This is a genomic window from Mycolicibacterium sp. SMGY-1XX, from assembly GCF_059132455.1.
On the sequence record NZ_CP101139.1, the window covers coordinates 4,887,158 to 4,906,686 of the forward strand.

At 68.2% G+C, this 19,529-nt stretch carries 17 protein-coding genes; 8 read left to right on the forward strand and 9 right to left on the reverse strand.

Annotated elements, in window-relative coordinates:
* Positions 1–15: 15 nt before the first annotated feature.
* From NL241_RS23500 to NL241_RS23510, 3 genes are all read right to left on the reverse strand, one after another.
* On the reverse strand, positions 16–486 hold the full coding sequence (locus NL241_RS23500; protein ID WP_494395201.1) for a hypothetical protein: 471 nt from the start codon (positions 484–486) through the stop codon (positions 16–18).
* A gap of 122 nt (positions 487–608) precedes the next feature.
* On the reverse strand, positions 609–1,982 hold the full coding sequence (locus NL241_RS23505; RefSeq protein WP_494395202.1) for a metallopeptidase TldD-related protein: 1,374 nt from the start codon (positions 1,980–1,982) through the stop codon (positions 609–611).
* Entirely contained in the window at positions 1,982–3,496 is a 1,515-nt protein-coding gene (locus tag NL241_RS23510) for a TldD/PmbA family protein (protein ID WP_494395203.1), read from the reverse strand. Before NL241_RS23510 ends, NL241_RS23505 begins: the two co-directional genes overlap by 1 nt.
* 63 nt (positions 3,497–3,559) lie before the next feature.
* Here NL241_RS23510 and NL241_RS23515 point away from each other — a divergent pair, with 63 nt between their 5' ends.
* The 3 genes from NL241_RS23515 (at position 3,560) to NL241_RS23525 (ending at position 6,783) form a co-directional block, all read left to right on the forward strand.
* A complete protein-coding gene (locus NL241_RS23515) occupies positions 3,560–4,060 on the forward strand; it encodes a hypothetical protein (RefSeq protein WP_494395204.1) in 501 nt (166 codons plus the stop codon).
* Positions 4,061–4,126: 66 nt separating this feature from the next.
* The gene (locus tag NL241_RS23520) at positions 4,127–5,107 is read left to right on the forward strand and encodes a TIGR03885 family FMN-dependent LLM class oxidoreductase (RefSeq protein WP_494395205.1); all 981 of its coding nucleotides are present in this window, start codon (positions 4,127–4,129) and stop codon (positions 5,105–5,107) included.
* Positions 5,104–6,783 carry an alpha-amylase family protein gene (locus NL241_RS23525; protein ID WP_494395206.1) on the forward strand — a complete coding sequence of 560 codons (1,680 nt, stop codon included), beginning with the start codon at positions 5,104–5,106 and terminating at the stop codon, positions 6,781–6,783. The genes NL241_RS23520 and NL241_RS23525 overlap by 4 nt, the downstream gene beginning before the upstream one ends.
* On the opposite strand, the gene NL241_RS23530 is transcribed toward NL241_RS23525, so the two are convergent.
* Positions 6,776–8,206, reverse strand: a complete 1,431-nt coding sequence (locus NL241_RS23530; protein WP_494395207.1) for a PucR family transcriptional regulator — start codon at positions 8,204–8,206, stop codon at positions 6,776–6,778. The genes NL241_RS23525 and NL241_RS23530 overlap by 8 nt on opposite strands.
* 118 nt (positions 8,207–8,324) lie before the next feature.
* On the opposite strand from NL241_RS23530, the gene NL241_RS23535 reads away from it, so the two are divergent.
* From NL241_RS23535 to NL241_RS23545, 3 genes are read left to right on the forward strand one after another with little or no spacing between them, the layout of a single operon-like run.
* Positions 8,325–9,422: an alcohol dehydrogenase catalytic domain-containing protein gene (locus NL241_RS23535; RefSeq protein WP_487687200.1), complete on the forward strand. Its 1,098-nt coding sequence runs from the start codon at positions 8,325–8,327 to the stop codon at positions 9,420–9,422.
* A 29-nt stretch (positions 9,423–9,451) separates the two neighbouring features.
* Positions 9,452–10,885 carry an APC family permease gene (locus NL241_RS23540; protein WP_494395208.1) on the forward strand — a complete coding sequence of 478 codons (1,434 nt, stop codon included), beginning with the start codon at positions 9,452–9,454 and terminating at the stop codon, positions 10,883–10,885.
* 30 nt (positions 10,886–10,915) lie between these two features.
* On the forward strand, positions 10,916–11,602 hold the full coding sequence (locus NL241_RS23545) for an LpqN/LpqT family lipoprotein (RefSeq protein ID WP_494395209.1): 687 nt from the start codon (positions 10,916–10,918) through the stop codon (positions 11,600–11,602).
* Between the two features lie 4 nt (positions 11,603–11,606).
* Here the strand turns inward: NL241_RS23545 and NL241_RS23550 are convergent, their stop codons facing one another.
* The 5 genes from NL241_RS23550 to NL241_RS23570 form a co-directional block, all read right to left on the reverse strand.
* Positions 11,607–13,061, reverse strand: coding sequence for a peptide MFS transporter (locus tag NL241_RS23550; RefSeq protein ID WP_494395210.1), 1,455 nt, complete (start codon positions 13,059–13,061; stop codon positions 11,607–11,609).
* 80 nt (positions 13,062–13,141) lie between these two features.
* Positions 13,142–13,402: a hypothetical protein gene (locus tag NL241_RS23555; protein WP_487687191.1), complete on the reverse strand. Its 261-nt coding sequence runs from the start codon at positions 13,400–13,402 to the stop codon at positions 13,142–13,144.
* 41 nt (positions 13,403–13,443) lie between these two features.
* A complete protein-coding gene (locus tag NL241_RS23560) occupies positions 13,444–14,655 on the reverse strand; it encodes a phosphotransferase (protein ID WP_494395211.1) in 1,212 nt (403 codons plus the stop codon).
* 148 nt (positions 14,656–14,803) lie between these two features.
* The gene (locus NL241_RS23565; protein ID WP_494395212.1) at positions 14,804–15,646 is read right to left on the reverse strand and encodes an energy-coupling factor transporter transmembrane component T family protein; all 843 of its coding nucleotides are present in this window, start codon (positions 15,644–15,646) and stop codon (positions 14,804–14,806) included.
* Complete coding sequence (locus tag NL241_RS23570; RefSeq protein ID WP_494395213.1) at positions 15,643–17,685, reverse strand: DUF2232 domain-containing protein; 2,043 nt, start codon at positions 17,683–17,685, stop codon at positions 15,643–15,645. The genes NL241_RS23565 and NL241_RS23570 overlap by 4 nt, the downstream gene beginning before the upstream one ends.
* A 64-nt stretch (positions 17,686–17,749) precedes the next feature.
* Here NL241_RS23570 and NL241_RS23575 point away from each other — a divergent pair, with 64 nt between their 5' ends.
* Both NL241_RS23575 and NL241_RS23580 read left to right on the forward strand, forming a co-directional pair.
* Positions 17,750–18,199, forward strand: a complete 450-nt coding sequence (locus NL241_RS23575; RefSeq protein WP_487687181.1) for a MarR family winged helix-turn-helix transcriptional regulator — start codon at positions 17,750–17,752, stop codon at positions 18,197–18,199.
* 61 nt (positions 18,200–18,260) lie between these two features.
* Positions 18,261–19,460 carry an MFS transporter gene (locus tag NL241_RS23580; protein ID WP_494395214.1) on the forward strand — a complete coding sequence of 400 codons (1,200 nt, stop codon included), beginning with the start codon at positions 18,261–18,263 and terminating at the stop codon, positions 19,458–19,460.
* Positions 19,461–19,529 lie beyond the last annotated feature (69 nt).

Here is a 19,529-nt window from a genome sequence, read left to right on the forward strand (position 1 = left end):
GTGTTTTGGGTCGGGTTACGGGGCCGGGACGGTCACACAGACGTCGCCGACGCAGCCGCCGCCGCCTTCGGGACCGCCGCTGCCGCCGCCGACACCGGGAATGGTGCCGCCGCCGCCCTCAGGACCACCGCCGCCCGTGGGGCCACCGGGGATGCTGCCGCCGCCGCCCTCAGGACCACCGCCGCCGGTCGGGCCACCCGGCACGCTGCCGCCGCCGCCCTCAGGACCGCCGCCGCCGGTCGGGCCGCCCGGGACGCTGCCGGCGCCGCCGGTGGGTTCGCCGGTGCCCGCGGGTGCCTCGGTGCCTGTGGTGGCGGGTGCAGTCGTGGTGGGCGTCGTGGTGGTGGTGGTGGTTTCGCTGGTGGTCTCGGTGGTTTCGCTGGTGGTGGTCTCCTCGCCGGAGTCGCTGCCTCCGCAGCCGACCAGCAGCGTCATGGCCGCTGCGCCGGTGAACAGGGCAAAGCCCGTCCTCACACGTGTATTCATCGGTCCCTCCCTGGACTCTGGTGAAGTCGGGGATACCCGATGCGCCAGGCAGGAAACGCGCCGAGCGCTCGCCTTTGTACAGATTCTGCGGCGTGTTGGCGTACAGACACGCGCGCTCGGCGTTACTGGGCTTGGCTGACCGAGGACATGTGGAAATCGGGGATGCGCAGGCTCGGCATGGTGGCGCGGGTGGCCCAATCGCCCCATTCACGCGGCAGCGTCGGCTCGGCCACCCCGGCCTCGGTGGCACGGCGCAGCAGATCAAGCGGACTCTCGTTGAAGCGGAAGTTGTTCACCGCGGCCGTGATCTCGCCGTCCTCGACCAGATACACACCGTCACGGGTGAGTCCGGTCAGCAACAGGGTGGTGGGGTCGACCTCGCGCATGTACCAGAAGGTGGTCAGGAGCAACCCGCGTTCGGTGGAGGCCACCAGGTCGGCCAGCTCGGCCGTCCCGCCGGTCATCAGCATGTTCGTCGCGGGAACGGCCACCGGGGCGTCGAATTCGGCGGCAGCGGCCCGTGGATAAGCCAGTGCGTTGACCACACCGTCCCGGATCCAGTCCACCCGCGGGATCACCAGACCGTTGTCGAACACCGACATCCGTTCCGACGAGCTGCCGGTGTGCACGAACGGCGCGCATTCCTGGCCCGGCTCGACGGGATCGGAGTACAGCGTCAACGGCAGGTCGGTGAGCCGCTCCCCCACCCGGGTGCCACCGCCGGGCGCCGACAGCGCGGTGCGGCCCTCCTGGGCGCCGCGGCCATCCATCGACCAGCCCAGGTAGATCATCATGTCGGCCACCGTCGACGGCGGCATGATGGTCTCGTACCGCCCGGCGGGCAGTTCGACTGTGCGGGAAGCCCATCCGAGCCGCATCGACAGGTCTTCGAGTAGCTGATCAGTGGGCACGTCGACGAACCATGGCGTGCTGACTCCCGCCCAGGCGCTGGCGCCGCCTCGTTTGGCGTTGATCTCGACCGTGCCGGTGGGCTGGGTGAAGCGGCGCCGCACACCGGTGGAGGTGGCCAGCCACGTCGTCGACACGATGTGATGGGCGAACCCGTAGAGCTGATCAGCACCGGCAAACCCGGCCGCCAACGAGCGGGCCACCGAACCGAACACCTCGGCACCGGTTCCCGGCGACGGGTGGTCCCAGTCCTCGGGCGTCGATGTGTCGGTCAGCAGCGGGAAGCCGTCGCGCGCCTCGGGGGCCGAGCGCGCCGCCAGCTGCGCCGCGGTGACCAGCACCGGAATGGTCTCGGGGTCCACATCGCTGGACTGCACCGAACCGACGTGTGCGGTATCGCCTTGGCGGACAATGGAAATGACGGTGGTATCGCGACTGATGGACACACCGTTGGTGGTCATCGAGTTGCCGGCCCAGCGCAGTGAGGCATCGGTGGTGTCGGTGACGAGCACGATCGTCTCGTCGGAGCCGCTGCCCTGGCTGGCGGCGGCCAGGGCGATCTCGACCACCATGGGTGCGGGAATCATCAGCGCCCTCCCTCTACTCGGGTGTTGAGCACGTTCACGCCACGGAACAATGCCGACGGGCAACCGTGGCTGACGGCGGCGACCTGACCGGGCTGCGCCTTGCCGCAGTTGAACGCACCGCCGAGCACCCAGGTCGAGGGACCGCCCACGGCTTCCATCGAGTTCCAGAAATCGGTGGTGGTGGCCTGGTAGGCGACATCGCGCAGTTGACCATCGAGTCTGCCGTCGCGGATCCGGTAGAAGCGCTGGCCGGTGAACTGGAAGTTGTAGCGCTGCATGTCGATTGACCAGGACTTGTCCCCGACGATGTAGATGCCGTCGGACACCCGGGCGATCAGGTCGGCCGTCGAGATGTCGTCGGCGGCCGGCTGCAGCGACACGTTGGCCATCCGCTGGATCGGCACGTGGTGCGGGGAATCGGCATACGAGCAGCCGTTGGAACGCAACTGCCCGAGCCGCGGCGCGAACACCCGGTCCAGCTGGTAGCCCACGAAGATGCCGTCGCGCACCAGGTCCCAGCTCTGCGCCTGCACCCCCTCGTCGTCATAGCCGATGCTGGCCAGGCCGTGCTCGACGGTGCGGTCGGCCGTCACGTTCATCACCGGCGAGCCGTACCGCATGGTTCCGAGCTTGTCCGGAGTGGCGAACGAGGTACCGGCGTAGGCGGCCTCGTAGCCGATGGCCCGGTCGTATTCGGTTGCGTGGCCGATGGATTCGTGAATCGTCAGCCACAGGTTCGACGGGTCGATCACCAGGTCGGTCGGGCCGGGCGTCACCGACGGCGCCTTGACCTTCTCGGCCAGCAGCGTCGGCAGCTGCGCGAGTTCGTCGGTCCAGTTCCACACGTCGTCGCCGGAGAGCACCTCCCAGCCGCGCCCGTACGGCGGAGCCAGGGTGCCCATCGACTCGAACGAGCCCACCGATGCGTCCACCGCGGTGGCCTCGAACATCGGCATCACCCGCACCCGCTGCTGGGTGATCGACGAGCCGAACGTGTCGGCGTAGAAGGTCTGCTCCTTGGCCGCACTGACCCCGGCCGACACGTGATCCACTCCATCGGCGGCGAACAGCCGGCCCGAATAGTCGCTCAGAAGCGCGATCTTGTCCGGGGTGGGCACGTCGAACGGATCCACGCGATAGCTCGACACCCAGGTGGCGTCGACGTAGACGGGTTCGGCCGCCAATTCGATGCGCTCGGCGTTCAACGGTTCCAGCGCGGTGGCCACCGACACGGCCCGGCGGGCGGTGTCGGCGGCGACGTCGGTGGACAGTTCGGCGTGGGAGGCGAAACCCCAGGTGCCGTTGACGATCACCCGGACCGCCAGACCGATCTCCCGGGTCTCCACCGAGCTTTCCAGCTCACCGTCGCGCAGTTGGATGTGTTCGTTGGTGATGCGGTGAATCCGCAGGTCAGCGTAGCTGGCACCGGCTTCGACGGCCGCACTGAGGGCGGCGTCGGCAAGCGCCTGGCGGGGCAGGGCCAGGAAATCGGGGTCTACGGAGCGAGCACTCACGGGTTCCCACGGTAGCGGCCCGGGTTTCTCCGACACCCCCACGGGCGCGGATACTGGACATCGATGGAAAAGGAACGGGCACCCGTCATGAGCGCGCTGACCCCCGGGCTGCGCGACGAGATCGAACGACTACTGCACGCCAGCGATCCCAGCTTCAACCACGGCGAGGTGCTGCGCAGCATCGAGCAGGGTTCGACGTTGGAGCAGATCGCGGCGAAGCATCGCAAGAACGCCGCCGACGTCGAGGCGTACATGAAGAGCCTGCAGCACCTGCTGGTCGGCACCATCCCGGCCAGCCGCGCCGCGGCCGCCACCAACGCCGCGGCCTACCGGGAGCTGCTGAGCCGGGAGGTGTCGCCGGCGCTGCGTAGCTACGCAGAGGAGCGCCTGCAGCGGCTCCTGGCGATCAACCCCGACGCCACCCGAGCGGCGCCGGCGCCCAGCCGGCCGCGGGCCGCCAAGCCGAAACAGTCCACCAAACCGACGCGCACCCCGGTCCCCGAGCCGACCCGGGACAAGATGTGCCCAGAGTGCTTCCAGGTGCACGCCGGGGAGTGTTACTAGGCTGCGGTTTCCGGCGTGAGCTGACGGGCACGTAAGTCCGGCCGGTGGAGTGGGTATGTGGATCCCATGACGGTCATCGGATTCCACTGCTCGCACGAGCAGATCGCCCCCGCGCAGCTGCTTCGCGACGTCCAGCACGCCGAGCAGGCCGGCTTCACCGCGGGCATGTCGAGCGATCACTTCAGTCCGTGGAGCGAACGGCAGAACGAGTCGGGGTTCGCGTGGTCGTTCCTGGGCGCTGCGCTGGCGACGACGAACCTGCCCTTCGGCGTGGTCAACGCGCCGGGCCAGCGCTACCACCCCGCGATCATCGCGCAGGCGATCGCGACGCTGGCACAGATGTTCCCGGGCCGGTTCTGGGCGGCGCTGGGATCAGGCGAAGCGTCCAACGAGCGGATCAACGGCGAAGTGTGGCCCCGTAAGGAGGTTCGCGATCAGCGCCTGATCGAGTGCGTCGACGTCATCCGCCGGCTCCTCAAAGGTGAGGAAGTCAGCCATGACGGCCTGATCCACGTCAACCGGGCCAAGCTGTGGACACTGCCCGACACCGTGCCCGACCTGGTGGGTCCGGCCGTATCGCCGGCCACGGCGGCCCGGCATGCGGCCTGGGCGGACGCGCTGATCACCGTGAACCAGCCCGCCGAGAACCTGCAGAAGGTGCTCGACGCCTACCGCGGGGCCGGCGGCCGCGGACCCGCGCGGCTGCAGATCCACCTGAGCTGGGCGCCCACCGACGACGAGGCGCTGGCGATCGCCCACGATCAGTGGCGCAACAACGTCGTCGGCCCGCCGGTGTCCTGGGACATCGAGACCGTCGAGGCATTCGACGTCATCGGCGAGACCGTCACGCCCGAACACATGCACAAGTCGGTGCGGGTCTCCAGCGACCTCGGTCAGCACGCGGCCTGGCTGCACGAATACCTCGAACAGGGTTGGGACGAACTGTATTTGCACTTCGTCGGCCAACAGCAGGCCGCCTACATCGACGCCTTCGGTGCACACGTGCTGCCGCAGCTGTCGCCGACCGCGCCGGCGGTGCCCGCATGAGGAAAATCGACACCGGTGACCTGCGGTGGAAGAACGCGGTGCTGTACTGCGCCGACATCGAAACGTTCTACGACTGGGACGGCGACGGCTGCGGCGATATCCGCGGAATGACCGAACGTATCGAATACCTGGCCGATCTGGGCATCACCTGTCTGTGGCTGATGCCGTTTTATCCGACCGCCCGCAAGGACGACGGCTACGACATCACCGACTTCTTCGGCGTCGACCCGAAAATGGGCAACCTCGGCGATTTCGTCGAACTGGTGCGCACCGCCCGCGCCAACGGTATCCGGGTGATCGTCGACTTCGTGATGAACCACACCTCCGATGCCCATCCCTGGTTCAAATCGGCCCGCCGCAGCAAGGACGACCCGTATCGCGACTACTACGTGTGGACCGACACCGAACCGCCCGACACGTCCAAGGACGTCGTCTTCCCCGATCAGGAGAACAGCCTCTGGGAACTCGACCCCAAGACCAACGAGTACTACCTGCACCACTTCTACAAACACCAGCCCGACCTGAACATCGCCAATCCCCGCGTGCAGGAGGAGATTTCGCGGACCCTCGGATTCTGGCTGCAACTCGGAGTATCCGGGTTCCGGGTGGACGCCGTGCCGTTCCTGTTCGCCCGCGACGGCGCGCCCGGCGACCCGGGTGCGTTCGACCCCTTCGAATACCTGGGCGACGTCCGCAATTTCGTGACCCGGCGCATCGGGGATGCTGTCCTGCTCGGTGAAGTCAACGTGCCCTACAAGGACCAGAAGGCCTTCTTCGGCGGGCCGGACGGGGATGGCCTGAACATGCAGTTCGACTTCATCGGGATGCAGCACATCTATCTCTCACTGGCCCGGGGCGATGCCCGGCCGCTGGCCAAGGCGTTGCGGCAGCGGCCCGCACTCGACATCACCAGCCAGTGGGCCAACTTCGTGCGCAACCACGACGAGCTGACGTTGGACAAGCTCAGCGATTCCGAGCGCCAGGAGGTGTTCGACGCGTTCGGTCCCGAGCCGGACATGCAACTCTACAATCGGGGTCTGCGCCGCCGGCTGCCGTCCATGCTCGGCGGTGACGAGCGCCGCATGCGGATGGTGTACTCGCTGGCCTTCTCGTTACCGGGCACCCCGGTGCTGTTCTACGGCGAGGAGATCGGCATGGCCGAAAACCTGGATGTGGAAGGACGTTTCGCGGTCCGCACCCCGATGCAGTGGACCGGTGACACCAACGGCGGCTTCTCCACCGCCGCCAAGCGCCGGCTGCCGCGCCCGTTGCCCGACGGTCTGTACGGCCCCGACCGGGTGAATGCCGCCGCACAGCGCCACGACCACAGCTCGTTCTGGTGGTTCATCCGCGATCTGATCTACACCTACCGCCAACAACCCGAGATCGGCTGGTCGGTCGTCGAGGTGCTCAAGCAACCCAACCGCGCGGTGCTGGCCCATGTGTGCCGTGAGCCGTCGGGGTGGGCCATGGTCGGGCTGCACAACTTCGGCGCCGAGGGCTCCCTGGTGCCGTTGCAGCTCGACGACGCCCCGTCGGGCTCCAAACTCGTCGACCTGCTCGACGGCCGCACCGAATACGAACTCGACGCGCAGGGCCGCGCCGAGATGCAACTGGACCCCTACGGTTACCGGTGGCTGCGGCTGCTGCGCCCGGGTGAACCGCCCATCATCTGATCTCCAGCGCGCGCAGTGCCAGCCATGCGGCCGCGCGGTCATCGGGGTTCGACATGGACAGGTCGGTGAGCTCCTCGATGCGGCGGATGCGATTGGTCAACGTCTGGCGATGCACACCCAGCTTCTGGGCGGTGATCCCCCAGACGCCGTGCTCGGAGAGATAGGTCTTCAACGTGCGGGCCAGCTCACCGTGCGCGCCGTCGTCGTCCCGCAGCGGATCGAGCACGCCCGCAAGCCGATTGCCGTCCACCCCATCGAGTCGGTCGAGGACGTAGGCGACCGTGGGCATGGCCCGGTAGAACACGGCGGTGCGGGCGTCGGCGACGGCGACCTCATGTGCCTGCCGGGCCTCGGCGGCACTGCGGGCCAGAGCATCAGTGGGCGCCGGTGATCCCAGCCCCAGGCGCAGTGCCATCCGCGCCTCATCGGTGAAACTGTCTGCGCGGAACACCAAGTCGTCCACGCTGTCGTTGCGGACGAAGCCGATGATCCGGCCGTGGTCTTCGGTCATCACGTGGACGGCCCCCAGTTCATCGAACCACCGCACCACGAGTCGTTCCAGGTCAACCGATTTCGAGCGCGCGGTCAGCACGAACGCCGTCAGCGACGACTCGTGCACACCCCACCGGCGCAGCAGTGCCGACGCCGACGGCCCACCGGCGAGCAGCGTGTTCACCATGACCTCCCGCCCCAACCGTTCGGTGACCGAGTGATCGTGGCTGCGCAGTTTGAGGTCCAGCAGCGCGGCGGCCTGGGACGCCAGATCACGGCTGTAGCTGGTGGAGTGGTCACGCGACGAGACGACCAGGTACGCACTGAGGTCTTCCCCTGAGCCGACGGGGTGTACCTGCAGCCCGGGATGACGCACCCGGACCGGACGGTTGAATGCCACTGCCACAGCGTCTTTCACATGCAGACCACCCGCCGCCGCGGTGGTGATCACCTGGCCGTGCGCGTCGAGCAGCACCGCCCACCCGTCGATTCGGTGCGCCAGTTCGGCGACCACCGCTTCCGCACCCCCGCGGCGGGCAACCTGGGTGAGCACCTTGGTGCCGGTGGTGACCAGGCGGTCCTCGGCGGCCTGGTCGGAGGCCAGCAGCGCCACCAGTCGGGCGTGGAGCAGTAGGTGGCTGGACTCCGTGGTGAGGATGGCGCAGAGATCACGGGTGGCCAGGCCCTCGTGACCCGCGCCGGTAACCAGTACCGCAGCGCCCAACGCCACCGACCGCTGATCGCCGGCGTCCAGTGCCGCCTCGAGCTCGTCGGGCGGACCGACCACCAACGTGGCGTATGACCGGTGCCCGACGACCGCGAAATCGGCGAGCCGCACCACCGCATCCACCGGTGTGGAGACGGTGAAACTGTCGCTCAGCTGGAGGTCTCCGCCGAGAACCTGAGCAATCGAACCGAGATCCCGCGCCACCGCACGAGTGTACGAGATGTCGAAAAACACCTGCCCGATCCACACATTTTCACAGTGACGTGGCCGCCCTCACGGACCTACGATCAGCCAGCCCCAGACGTCAGACCAGAGGAGCCCCATGAAAGGCGTCGTCTACCGCGATCCGGAGACGCCCATCGAGATCGCCGACATCCAGCTCGCCCCGCCGAAGGCCGGGGAAGTGCGGGTCAAGATCGCCGCCGCTGGTGTCTGCCACTCCGATCTGCACGTCAAGCGCGGTGAATGGGATGCCCCGGCACCGCTGATCATGGGCCACGAAGGCAGCGGTGTCGTGGTCGAACTCGGCGAGGGCGTCACCTCGCTGGCGGTCGGCGATCACGTGGTGCTGAGCTGGGTGCCGCCGTGCGGCGAATGCCGCTACTGCCGGTCGGGTCACGAGGCCCGCTGCCAGAAGGTTGCCACGCTGGTCGCCCCGAAAGGCGTGTTGTTCGACGGCACGTCCCGGCTGTCCAAAGACGGTGAGCCACTGCACCACTACCTCGGTGTCTCGTCGTTCGCCGAGGAAGTGGTGGTGCCCGCCTCCGGCGCGGTGAAGGTTCGCGACGACGCGCCACTGGACATCGTCGCCGTCGTCGGGTGCGCGGTGGCCACCGGCGTAGGGGCCGTCACCAACACAGCAGCCGTCGTGCCGGGTTCCACCGTCGCCGTGATCGGTTGCGGCGGTGTGGGACTCAACGTCATCCAGGGCGCCAAGCTGGCCGGCGCCGAACGCATCGTCGCCATCGACGTGCTGCCCGACAAGACGCAACTGGCGCTGCAGTTCGGTGCCACCGACCGCATCGACGCGCCCAAGGGCGACGTCGTGGATCAGCTGTTCGAGCTGATCCCGGACGGCGTCGATTACGCCTTCGACGCCATCGGCCGCACCTCCACCACCGAACAGGCCATCCGCATGCTCGGACTCGGCGGTGCCGCAGTGATCGTGGGCCTGCCCCCCACCGGCGCGAAAGCCTCTTTCGAACCGCTGGTGCTGGCCGAGGCCGACCAACGCATTCTCGGCTCCAACTACGGTTCCGTGCGACCGTCGATCGACATCCCCGCCCTGGTGGACCGTTACATGGACGGCCAACTCAAGCTCGACCCGCTGATCTCGGCGCGGCGCCCGCTCGCCGAAGCCGCCGAAGCATTCGCAGATCTCGAGTCCGGCGAAGCGCTGCGCACCCTGCTCATCCCCTGAACCACCCTCTCACCGACGAAAGACCGAGCATGTCCTCCCCCAGCACCGACACCGGCGTCGCCGTAGACGCGGGCCTGCGCCGCGGCGTCATGAGCGGCCCCGAACTGGCCGCCCAGGCAATCGCCAACATCGCCCCGAGCGCGGTCATCGCCTTCACCGCCGCCGCGATCTATCTCGGCGCCGGTAACGGCACCGTGTACTCCTTCATTCTCGCCACGCTGGTGATCCTGTCGGTGGGGTACTGCGTGACGGTGTTCGCCCGCCGGCACGCCTCGGCCGGGTCGCTCTACACCTACGTCGCCAAAGGCCTGGGGCCACTGGGGGCCTACCTGGCCGGTATCGCGCTGCTGGTGGGCTGCTGGGGTATCGCCGCCGGTTCGCTGGGCGGCGCCGTCGCCTACGTCAACCAGTTCCTGATCCTGCTGGGCGTGCCGGCCGACGGCGTGGGCTGGCGCATCCTGCTGGCCATCGTATTGGGCGGGCTGGCAACACTTTTCACCATCCGCGGGATCCGGCTCTCGGCGCGGGTGTCGCTGGTGCTCGAGCTCGTCTCGGTGACGATCATCATCATCCTGCTGGTGCTCGCGCTGGTGTGGGCCGGCCCGGCCGCCTGGGATCCCGCTCAGTTCAGCTTCGACGGTCTGCCGCTGCAAGGTGTCGCGGCCGGAATGGTGCTGGGCATCCTGGGATTCGTCGGCTTCTCCTCGGCGGATGCGCTGGGCCGCGAGGCCAAGAATCCGTACACCGCGATCCCCCGCGCCATCATGTGGAGCGCGGTCACGGTGGGCGTGCTGTACGTGTTCGCGGCCTACACCCAGATCGCCGTCCTCGGTGAAGGTCTGGCCGACAGCGCCAGCCCGCTGGAGGACATCGCCACCCAGATCGGCATGCCCACCTGGTTCGCACCCATCCTCACCTTCGGTGTGGGCGCATCGTTCTTCGCCGTCGTCGTCGCGCCACTGAACGTGGTGGGCCGGATCGTCTACGTGATGGGCAAGGAAGGCATGGTCGCCGAGCGCTTCGGCCGCACCCACGACACGCACCTGACCCCGCACCGCGTCCTGCTCATCGCCGGCCCGGCCGCGATCGTGCTCGACATCATCCTGCTGCTGCTCGGGGTCGACCCGATGAACATCGTGGTGTGGGTGGACACCTACGGGACCTACGGCTACATGGTGGCGTATGCGTTGGTCGCGATCGCCTGCGTCGTCTACACCCGGCGCGAGAAGATGCCCAACACCCTCGTGTGGGTGTGCGCGGTGGTCGCCGTCGTGGCAATGGCCTACGTGTTCTTCGCCAATGTGTGGCCGGTGCCCGCGTTCCCGCTCAACGTCATCCCGTACCTGTTCCTGATCACGATGATCGCCGCACTCGCCTGGTTTTCCTACCAGGCGAGAACCCGCCCAGAGGTCATCGCGCGAATCGGTAGCACCGAGACCGACGCGATGGAAGGGGTCGGCTGAGCCCTGTTCCGGGCACCTAAGCTGGTCGCCGTGAACGTTCAGATGATCGCCTGCGCTGCTGTCGCCGTGGTCGCGGTGGGGCTCGCCGGGTGCAGCTCCGATGGCTCCGCTGACGAATCGGCCGCGAGCACCTCGTCCGCCGCCCCGGCCAGCACCTCATCGGTCCCGCCGCTGACCACCGCGCCCCCCACCCCGGCACCGTCGCTGACGCTCACCGACTACCTTGCGTCCATCGGCGTCACCGAGACACCGGCGCGACCGGCCGAGGGAGGCGCACCGACGATCGAGCTGCCCACCCCGGCCGGCTGGGAGACCGCCATCGACGTTCCCGGCGATTCCTTCTGGGCCGTGATGCTCACCCAGGCCGCCGACCCCGCCAACCCGCCGATCATCCAGGCCGCGCTGGTCAAGCTCAGCAAAGAGGTGCCGATCCAGGACATCTTCGACCACGCCGACGGCGAACTGCGCAACCTGCCGGGCTATCAGCCGCTGGGCGACGGTGGACGGGGCGCCCTGGGCGGCCTGGAGGCCCACCAGGTCGGCGGGATGTATGTGAAGAACGGCGTCCAGACCCTCATCGCACAGAAGACGTCGCTCATCACCTCGCCCGCCGGGTCCTACGTGCTCCAGGTCCGTGCGGAGGGACCGCAGGACGATGCACAGGCGTTGGTGTCGGCGACCGCGGAACTCGACAACAACACCGTGATCAGGCCTTAGAGGGTCAGTGCACGCCCTCCATGTGGCGGCTGATCCAGGGCGCGATCGCAAACACCACGATGCCCACCGCGACGGCGACGAGTCCGAGGATCCCGAAGTAGGCGAATTCGTTGGTCGGGTCGTAGTACCCCGCCAGCACACCGGACATCGACGTGCCGATGCCGACGGAGAAGAAGTACAGCGCCATCATCTGCGCGCGGAAGGCTTCCGGAGCCAGCTTGGTGGTGACCGACAACCCGATGGGTGAGAGCAGCAGTTCGGAGACCGCGAACACGCCCAGGATGACGAAGACGACCAGCGCGGGCACCGAACGTCCCTCGCTTCCGGCGAGCGGCACGAAACACAGGAAAGCCAAGCCCATTCCGATGACGCCGTAGGCGAACTTGCGCGGCGTGGTGGGAGCCCGGTTGCCGAGCTTGGTCCACATGACCGCGAACAGCGGTGAGAGCGCGATGATCCAGATGGGCTCGATGGAGCCGATCCAGTTCGACGGCGCCGTCCATCCGAAGATCGACCAGTTCATCCGCTCGTCGGAGTACACCGCCAGCACGGTGAAGATCTGCTGGAACAGTGACCAGAAGACGGCGTTGGCGATGAACAACGGGATGAATGCCCGCACCCGCACCCGCTCCTCCGTGGTGACGCGCGAATTCGTCAGCAGGATGGCGAAATACGCGATGGAGGCGACGATGATGACGCCGGTGGTCACCTGGGACAGGTTGGCCAGCGTGACCCAGCCCAGCGCGATGACGACGCCGATGACCACCAGACCGGCGACCATCACACCCGCGGTCTTGCCGATAGCGTTGCGCGGCAATGGATTCGGCACGTGGCGGCCGTGCTCGCCGAGGTTGCGCCGGAACGCCACGTACTGGGCCAAGCCCAGGGCCATGCCGACCGCGGCCGCGCCGAAGCCCCAGTGGAAACCGACCCGGGTCTGCAGCAGCCCGGTGATGAGCGGGCCGACGAAGGCACCCAGGTTGATACCGAGGTAGAACAGGGTGAAACCACCGTCGGCGCGGGGGTCGCGTTTGGCGTACAGGGTGCCCAGCAAGGAGGAGGCGTTGGCCTTGAGCGCGCCGGAGCCCAGTGCCACGAGCACCAATCCGACGCCGACGCCGGTCAGGCCGGGGATCAGTGCCAGCGCGATGTGGCCGGCCATGACCACCACACCCCCGTAGAACACCGTGCGTTCCATGCCGAGCACCCGGTCGGCGATCCAGCCGCCCAGCACCGTCGACAGGTACACCAGGCCGCCGTAGGCGCCGACGATCCCCGTGGCGGTGCTCTGCTCGAGCCCGAGGCCACCGTCGGTGACCGAGTAGTAGAGGTAGTAGCCGAGGATGGTCAGCATCCCGTAGAACGAGAAGCGCTCCCAGAGCTCGACGCCGAACAGGTTGGTCAATCCGATCGGATGGCCGAACAGTGTGCGCTGGGTGTCTTGTTCGTGGACTGCCATTGGTCCACATTCCCACCATCGGGGGCGTTCGGCCAACAGTGGGTCGCCCCGGGATGCCGTCCCGGGGCGACCGAGGCTGATCAGTCGTCCCAGTAGGTCTCGGTCCAGTCGTCGGCCCAGCGGTGGCCGGCGTTCCAGTCCTCGTCCCAGTAGGTCTCGGTCCAGTCATCGCCGAGGGCGGCAACGTTGCCGAGTTCGGGTGCCCAGTTCAGCGACGCTTCGATGCTCGCGGGTACCGGGGCCGGCGCGGTGGCCGCGCCGGCGGCACCGGCGCCGACGATGCCCAGGCCGGTCAGGGCGGCGCCGACGGTGACGACCTTCCAGGTGGCGGGGCGATTCATGTGTCTCTCCTTGTGCGGTAGGGGTTTTGGCTTCGTACACATCAAGAATCGCCGGTGCAGATGAGTCTGGCGGGAGGCGACGATGAGTGATCTCTCATGCGGCTGATCCACTGCTGGGCGAGCTCGATGCGCGCCGCAGTGCGTTCCCGCCAGCTCGGCCGCTGGGCGCGAAACGGCCCGGTGGCCAGGCCCAGGACCACTGCGGCCGTACGAAGGTGCAGGTCAGCGGGATCCGTCTGACGTTCCGCGTGGGCCAGCACCGCGGTGCCGTAGTAGCGCGCGCGGGGGTTCTGCAGACCCGACACCGACAGGTGGCCGAGCAGTGTGGCCCACTCATCGGCGCGTTCACCGGGTCCGGCGGTGTCGACGTCGATCAGCGCGCTGAGCCCGCCGTCGGCGACGAGGAGTTGACCGTCGTGGAAATCCCCGTGCACCGGTTGGGTGGCTGATGCAGTTGCGGCCGAAAGCATTTCGTCCACCATCTCGCGGACGTCGACATCGGCGGTGAGCTTCAGGACACGCGCCGAGTGGGTGACGCGGTGCAGGTGGGTCGGTCGCGGCGGCAGCTTCAGCAATGCGGTGGGCAAGGTGTCGAGGGCGTGTTGCAACGTCGACGGCGCGGGCAATCTGGTGCCGTCGAGGCCGTCGCGGGTCAGTAGGGCGCGCAGCAGCGTGCCGGGTGCTTCAGGCAGGACGATCAGGCCGTCGCAGTGGGAGGCCACGATCGGCGGCACCGGCAGCACCGCGCCGAGGACGGTGTGCCGGTGGTGCAGGTCGGCGACGGCCGACGGCGCGACGACCTTGACGAACCAGCGCGAGCTGCCGTCGGTGGCTTCGAGGACGGCGCGTTGGCCCGGGCGGTAGCCGCGGACGGTGATACCCACGGGGCCTTGGACCCCGAGCAGTTCGGCCAGTCGCGCAGGGTCGCCGGCCATGGCGAGCCCGGGCAGGGCGGGGTCCTGCGGCCAGCGCCAGACCCCGACTTCGACGGGGGTGCCGTCGACGTCGCCGGCCAGGACGGCCGCCCCGGGTGGGATGCGGTCACCGGCGGCGGCGACCAGGGTCTCCCGGCGCATGCTGCCGTCGGCGCGGCGGACGTCGCCGACGTAGCGCACCCGCACACCACCACTGGGCGCGACGTGAGCGTCGGCGATCCGCAGGGCGGTCAGGCCGGCGTCGTATTCACCGACGGCGGCCTCGAGGATGGCGGCGGCCTGAGCTCCGAGCAGCAGGTCGAGCGCGGGCACTGGCATGCCGACGAGCGTGGCGACGCTGCGGGTGGTGGCAATGAGATGTGGATGAGAGCACTCTCATGCCGGGCATTTCACGAGTGTGGAGTTGATCCACGTTCGGCGAGCTTGCGCGTGCCACAAGTCCACACTGGGCGAGGCTGTCGGCTTTTCAGCGCGCGGAGCTGGTGCCCAGGACGGTGAGTTCGGCGACCAGGGCCAGGGCACACACCACGGCGACGAGGGCCATGGCGATCCAGTCCCGTTTGGCGGGTTTGGATTCGGCGGCCGAGATCTGCCCGGTGCCACCACGGGCGGCGATGGCATCACCCATCTCGTCGCCGCGACGCAATGTCACGGTGATGGCCGCGGCCAGCAGATCGATCAGCTCGATCGCCCAGCGGCGACGCCGCTCCTTGCGGGTCTTCAGCAGCGGCCGGGGCCGCAACTTGCGCGCCGCGAACAGCACCCGGAACTCGTCGATCAGCATCGGGAAGGACCGCAGCGCCAGCGCCAGCGTCACCGCCCATTCGTCGACCGGGATCCGCAGCTTGCGCAACGGCTTTCCCAACGTGGCCACCGCGGGCGCAATATCGGAGACGTTCGTCGTCCACGACACCATGGCGCCGAGACCGAGCAACACGATCGACAGTGCGGTGATGCGCAGGAAGTTCAGCAACCCGCCCAGGCCGATGGTCACCGACCCGACGACGAATTCGGGCGCCCCACCGGCAAAGGATGCGGTGAGCGCACCGAAGAACAGGAAAATCCACAGCCACACCGGGATCGACGGCAGCACGCCGCGCGGGATGTGCGCCAGCCGGGCGGCCACCCACACCAGTACAGCCACCAGCGCGATGGGCACCCAGCCCGGATAGAACGTCATCAGCACGCCGAACACGAACACCACGAGCAGCTTGGTGCCGGCCCACAGCCGGTGTATCACGGAGTCGCCGGGAACCGGTCGCAGCAGCACGACCGGCCGTGGAGTCTGGTTACGCGGTGGTGCCGTCACGTCATCCCCCCGGCCGTCGTCGCCGCCGGCTCCATCACGCCGTCGCGCAGATGCAGGATCCGCGGGCACAGCTCTTCCAGACCCACGAAGTCGTGCGAGATCACCATCACCGTCAGCCCAGAATTCCGTCGCAGATCGGTCAGCAGACGCAGCAGCCCGGCCTGGCTCTCGGCATCCAGACCGGCCAGCGGCTCGTCGAGGATCAACGCCTTGGGCTTGCGGGCCAGCAGACCGGCGAGCACCACTCGCCGCATCTGACCACCGGAGAGCTGGTCGGTGCGCCGCCGCGCCAGAGACGCGTCCAGGCCGACAGCCTTGAGCGCTTGATGCACCCGGCGTTGATCGGTGTGCTCGAAGCCGGCGGCCGAAGCCACCTCGAGGTCCACGCGGGCGCGCATGAGCTGCAGCCGCGCCGCCTGGAAGGCCAGGGCCACCGCGCCCACCTGTTCGTGGGCGGGTTTGCCGCCGACCAGTGCGGTGCCCACGGTGGGGACGGCCAGCCCGGCCATGATCCAGGCCAGCGTCGACTTACCGGAGCCGTTGCCGCCGTGGATCAGCACCCCGTCACCCTCGTGGACGGCGAAGCTGATGTCCTGCAGTGCGGGTTTGGCCCAGGGGGTGCCGGTGCCGTATTCGTGGCTCACCCGGTCGAGTTCGAGCACCGGGGTGCCGGAGGGCTGATGCCCGTTCTCGACGGTCGCGGCCGGCGCGGCGGCGGTCTCGACCATCGCGGTGTTGTCCAGCGAGGCGCTGAGGTTGACGGCGCGGTCGGCGCTGTCGGCCTCGTTGTTGTAATGCGTGATGTGCACCAGCGACATCTCGTGGCGTTCGGTCAGTCCGGACAGCACATCCAGCAGCGCCTCACGGCCGGCCTGGTCCACCATGCTGGTGACCTCGTCGGCGATCAACAGCGACGGCCGACGCGCCAGCGCCCCCGCGACGGCCAGGCGTTGCAGCTCGCCGCCGGACAGTCCGCCGGTGTCGCGCTCGTTGAATCCGGCCAGGCCCACCTCGTCGAGCAGGCCGTCGACGTCGGTCTTGGTGCCAGGCGGCAGCCCCCACACCACGTCGTCGGCGACGCGGGTGCCGAGTACCTGGCTCTCTGGGTGCTGCATGATCACCGCGGTGCCGCCGAGCCTGCCCAGTCCGACTCCGCCGGCCCGGTCGACGGTTCCCGAGGTGGGTTCGCGACCGGCGAGCAGCAGCATCAACGTGGTTTTCCCGGAGCCGTTGGCGCCGGTGATGGCGACGTGCTCGCCAACGGCGATGTCCAACGACACCGGCGACAGCGCGTCATGTGCGGCGTTCGGGTAGCGAAAAGAGACGTCTCGCAGCTGCACCGGGACCGGCCCGGCCGGTTCGGTCTCCTCGGCGAGATCCAGCTTGTGGACATCAGGAATTCCGCGCAGCCGGTGCAACACCTTCGACACCGCCCACCAGCCGAGCAGCGAGACGCTCATGATCGCGAAGACCGCGTAGCCGATCATCAGGAACGGCCAGTAACTCAGCGCCAGCTGGAAGAAGTCCTTGAGGTCCTGCGCGGTCTGTTCCAGTGCGGGGATGCGGGCCAGGATCGCGGCGGTGCCGTCCACGTTGGCGGTCATGGACGCGAAGATGAGGTGCCGCAGGCGAGACAAGACCAGCAGCGCGCCGACGATGACGAAGCCGAACACCAGGCCGGCCAGGAACGAGGTGAACACCACCGTGGGTGTCCCCCGGCCGCGACGCCGGACGATGCCGGTGAGCCCGCCGATGTAGGCGCAGTTGGCGACGGTCATGAAGCCACCGAGGCCGGCGATCAGGAACGCGATCAGGCCGGCGGCGACGGTGGCCGCGATCAGGACTCGGATGCGGTAGCGGTAGGCCAACAGGGCCATGGGCACGGTCCCCAGCAGCGAGAGCGCGGCGGCGAACGGGACGACGACGGCGATGATCGCCGTGGCGGCGCACAGCGCGGCCATGACAGCGGCTTGAGCGGTTTCCGCGGGGCGCAATGACCGGGCCGTTTTCGGCACAGTGGCCGCTGGGCTCGAGGTCATTCTTCGATTCTGCCAGTCAGTCCACAGATTGAAATACATAGCATTCCTATGTAACCTGTGTTTTATGACGTCTGCCAGCGCCGCTTCCGACACTACCGGCCTGGGCGCCGACTTACTCAGTGTTGTCGCGCGGCTCAATCGGCTGGCGACCCAGCGCACCCAACTCCCCCTGCCCTGGGCGCAGGCGCGCCTGCTGTCGACCATCGAGGATCGCGGCGAGGCCCGCATCTCCGATCTCGCCGAGCTCGACCACTGCTCACAGCCGACGATGACCACCCAGGTCCGCCGCCTCGAAGATGCCGGACTGGTGACACGCACCGCCGATCCCGGTGACGCGCGCGCGGTGCTGATCCGCATCACCGACAAGGGCGTCGACGTACTGGCGCAGGCCCGCATCGACCGCGCGGCCGTCATCGATCCCCTACTGGGACAGCTGACCCCCGAGGAGCGAAGCGCGCTCGGGACCGCCGTCGGCGTCATGCGGCGGATGTTGCAGAACGCACAGAACAGTTAGTCAGTAAGCCGGCGCACGGAGCTCGGGTACCTTCGTGCGCCCTAATAGATAGGAAATCTATATGTGGCGTCAGCCCAAAGCGGTTTGGGCCGTGGCATTCGCGTCCGTTGTGGCCTTCATGGGGATCGGCCTCGTCGACCCCATCCTCAAACCGATCGCCGACAATCTGGATGCCACGCCGTCACAGGTATCGCTGCTGTTCACCAGCTACATGGCGGTGATGGGTGTCGCGATGCTCATCACCGGGGTGGTCTCCTCGCGGATCGGACCCAAACGCACCCTGCTGCTCGGCTTGGTGATCATCATCGCCGGTGCCGGGCTGGCGGGGATGTCCGAGACCGTCACGGAGATCGTCGGCTGGCGCGCACTGTGGGGACTGGGCAACGCGTTGTTCGTCGCGACCGCGCTCGCCACCATCGTCAGTTCGGCACGCGGGTCGGTGGCGCAGGCCATCATCCTCTATGAGGCGGCGCTCGGTCTGGGCATCGCGATCGGGCCCCTGGTCGGCGGTGTGCTCGGTTCCCTCTCCTGGCGCGGGCCGTTCTTCGGCGTCTCGGCGCTGATGGCGGTCGCGGTGCTGGTGACCGCCTTCCTGTTGCCCGCCACCCCGCGGGCGGCGCGCGCGACGTCACTGCTGGACCCGTTCCGCGCACTGCGCCATCGCGGTCTGCTCGGTGTCGCGATCACCGCGCTGCTGTACAACTTCGGCTTTTTCACACTGCTGGCCTTCACACCGTTTCAGCTCGACATGGACGCGCACGGCATCGGGCTGATCTTCTTCGGCTGGGGCCTGGCGCTGGCCTTCACCTCGGTGGTGGCCGCGCCGCGGCTGCAACACCGCTTCGGCACCGTGCCGGTGTTGATCGTCAACCTGCTGCTGATGACGGCGACGCTGGCGGTCATGGCGGTGTTCACCTCCGACAAGGTGGTGCTGGCGGTCTGCGTCATCGTCGCCGGTCTGTGGATCGGTGTGAACAACACCCTGATCACCGAGACCGTGATGAAGGCCGCGCCCGTCGAACGCGGAGTTGCTTCGGCCGCTTACAGTTTCGTGCGGTTCGCCGGCGCCGCCCTGGCCCCGTGGCTGGCCGGCGTGCTGGGCGAACAGGTCAGCGTCCACCTGCCGTACTGGGTGGGTGCAGGTGCGGTACTGCTGGGCGCGGTGGTGTTGTTCGTGGCCAGGCGGTGGTTGCCGGGGATCGACGAGCCGGAGACCACTGAGGAGCTGGCTCAGGACGAGGCGCTGGCCGACGCAAGCTGAGTCCTGCACTTCGGCTATCTCGGATGATCGATTCCACCCAGAGTCCGGTCAACGGTTCTGCGGGTATCG

Bases quoted from the DNA above. Each gene is read 5' to 3' on its own strand.
- NL241_RS23580 (WP_494395214.1), top strand. From the start codon at position 18,261: ATGTGGCGTCAGCCCAAAGCGGTTTGGGCCGTGGCATTCGCGTCCGTT.
- NL241_RS23500 (WP_494395201.1), bottom strand. From the start codon at position 486: ATGAATACACGTGTGAGGACGGGCTTTGCCCTGTTCACCGGCGCAGCG.
- NL241_RS23520 (WP_494395205.1), top strand. From the start codon at position 4,127: ATGACGGTCATCGGATTCCACTGCTCGCACGAGCAGATCGCCCCCGCG.
- NL241_RS23525 (WP_494395206.1), top strand. From the start codon at position 5,104: ATGAGGAAAATCGACACCGGTGACCTGCGGTGGAAGAACGCGGTGCTG.
- NL241_RS23505 (WP_494395202.1), bottom strand. From the start codon at position 1,982: ATGATTCCCGCACCCATGGTGGTCGAGATCGCCCTGGCCGCCGCCAGC.
- NL241_RS23570 (WP_494395213.1), bottom strand. From the start codon at position 17,685: ATGACCTCGAGCCCAGCGGCCACTGTGCCGAAAACGGCCCGGTCATTG.
- NL241_RS23550 (WP_494395210.1), bottom strand. From the start codon at position 13,061: ATGGCAGTCCACGAACAAGACACCCAGCGCACACTGTTCGGCCATCCG.
- NL241_RS23515 (WP_494395204.1), top strand. From the start codon at position 3,560: ATGGAAAAGGAACGGGCACCCGTCATGAGCGCGCTGACCCCCGGGCTG.
- NL241_RS23560 (WP_494395211.1), bottom strand. From the start codon at position 14,655: ATGCCAGTGCCCGCGCTCGACCTGCTGCTCGGAGCTCAGGCCGCCGCC.
- NL241_RS23535 (WP_487687200.1), top strand. From the start codon at position 8,325: ATGAAAGGCGTCGTCTACCGCGATCCGGAGACGCCCATCGAGATCGCC.
- NL241_RS23575 (WP_487687181.1), top strand. From the start codon at position 17,750: ATGACGTCTGCCAGCGCCGCTTCCGACACTACCGGCCTGGGCGCCGAC.
- NL241_RS23540 (WP_494395208.1), top strand. From the start codon at position 9,452: ATGTCCTCCCCCAGCACCGACACCGGCGTCGCCGTAGACGCGGGCCTG.
- NL241_RS23555 (WP_487687191.1), bottom strand. From the start codon at position 13,402: ATGAATCGCCCCGCCACCTGGAAGGTCGTCACCGTCGGCGCCGCCCTG.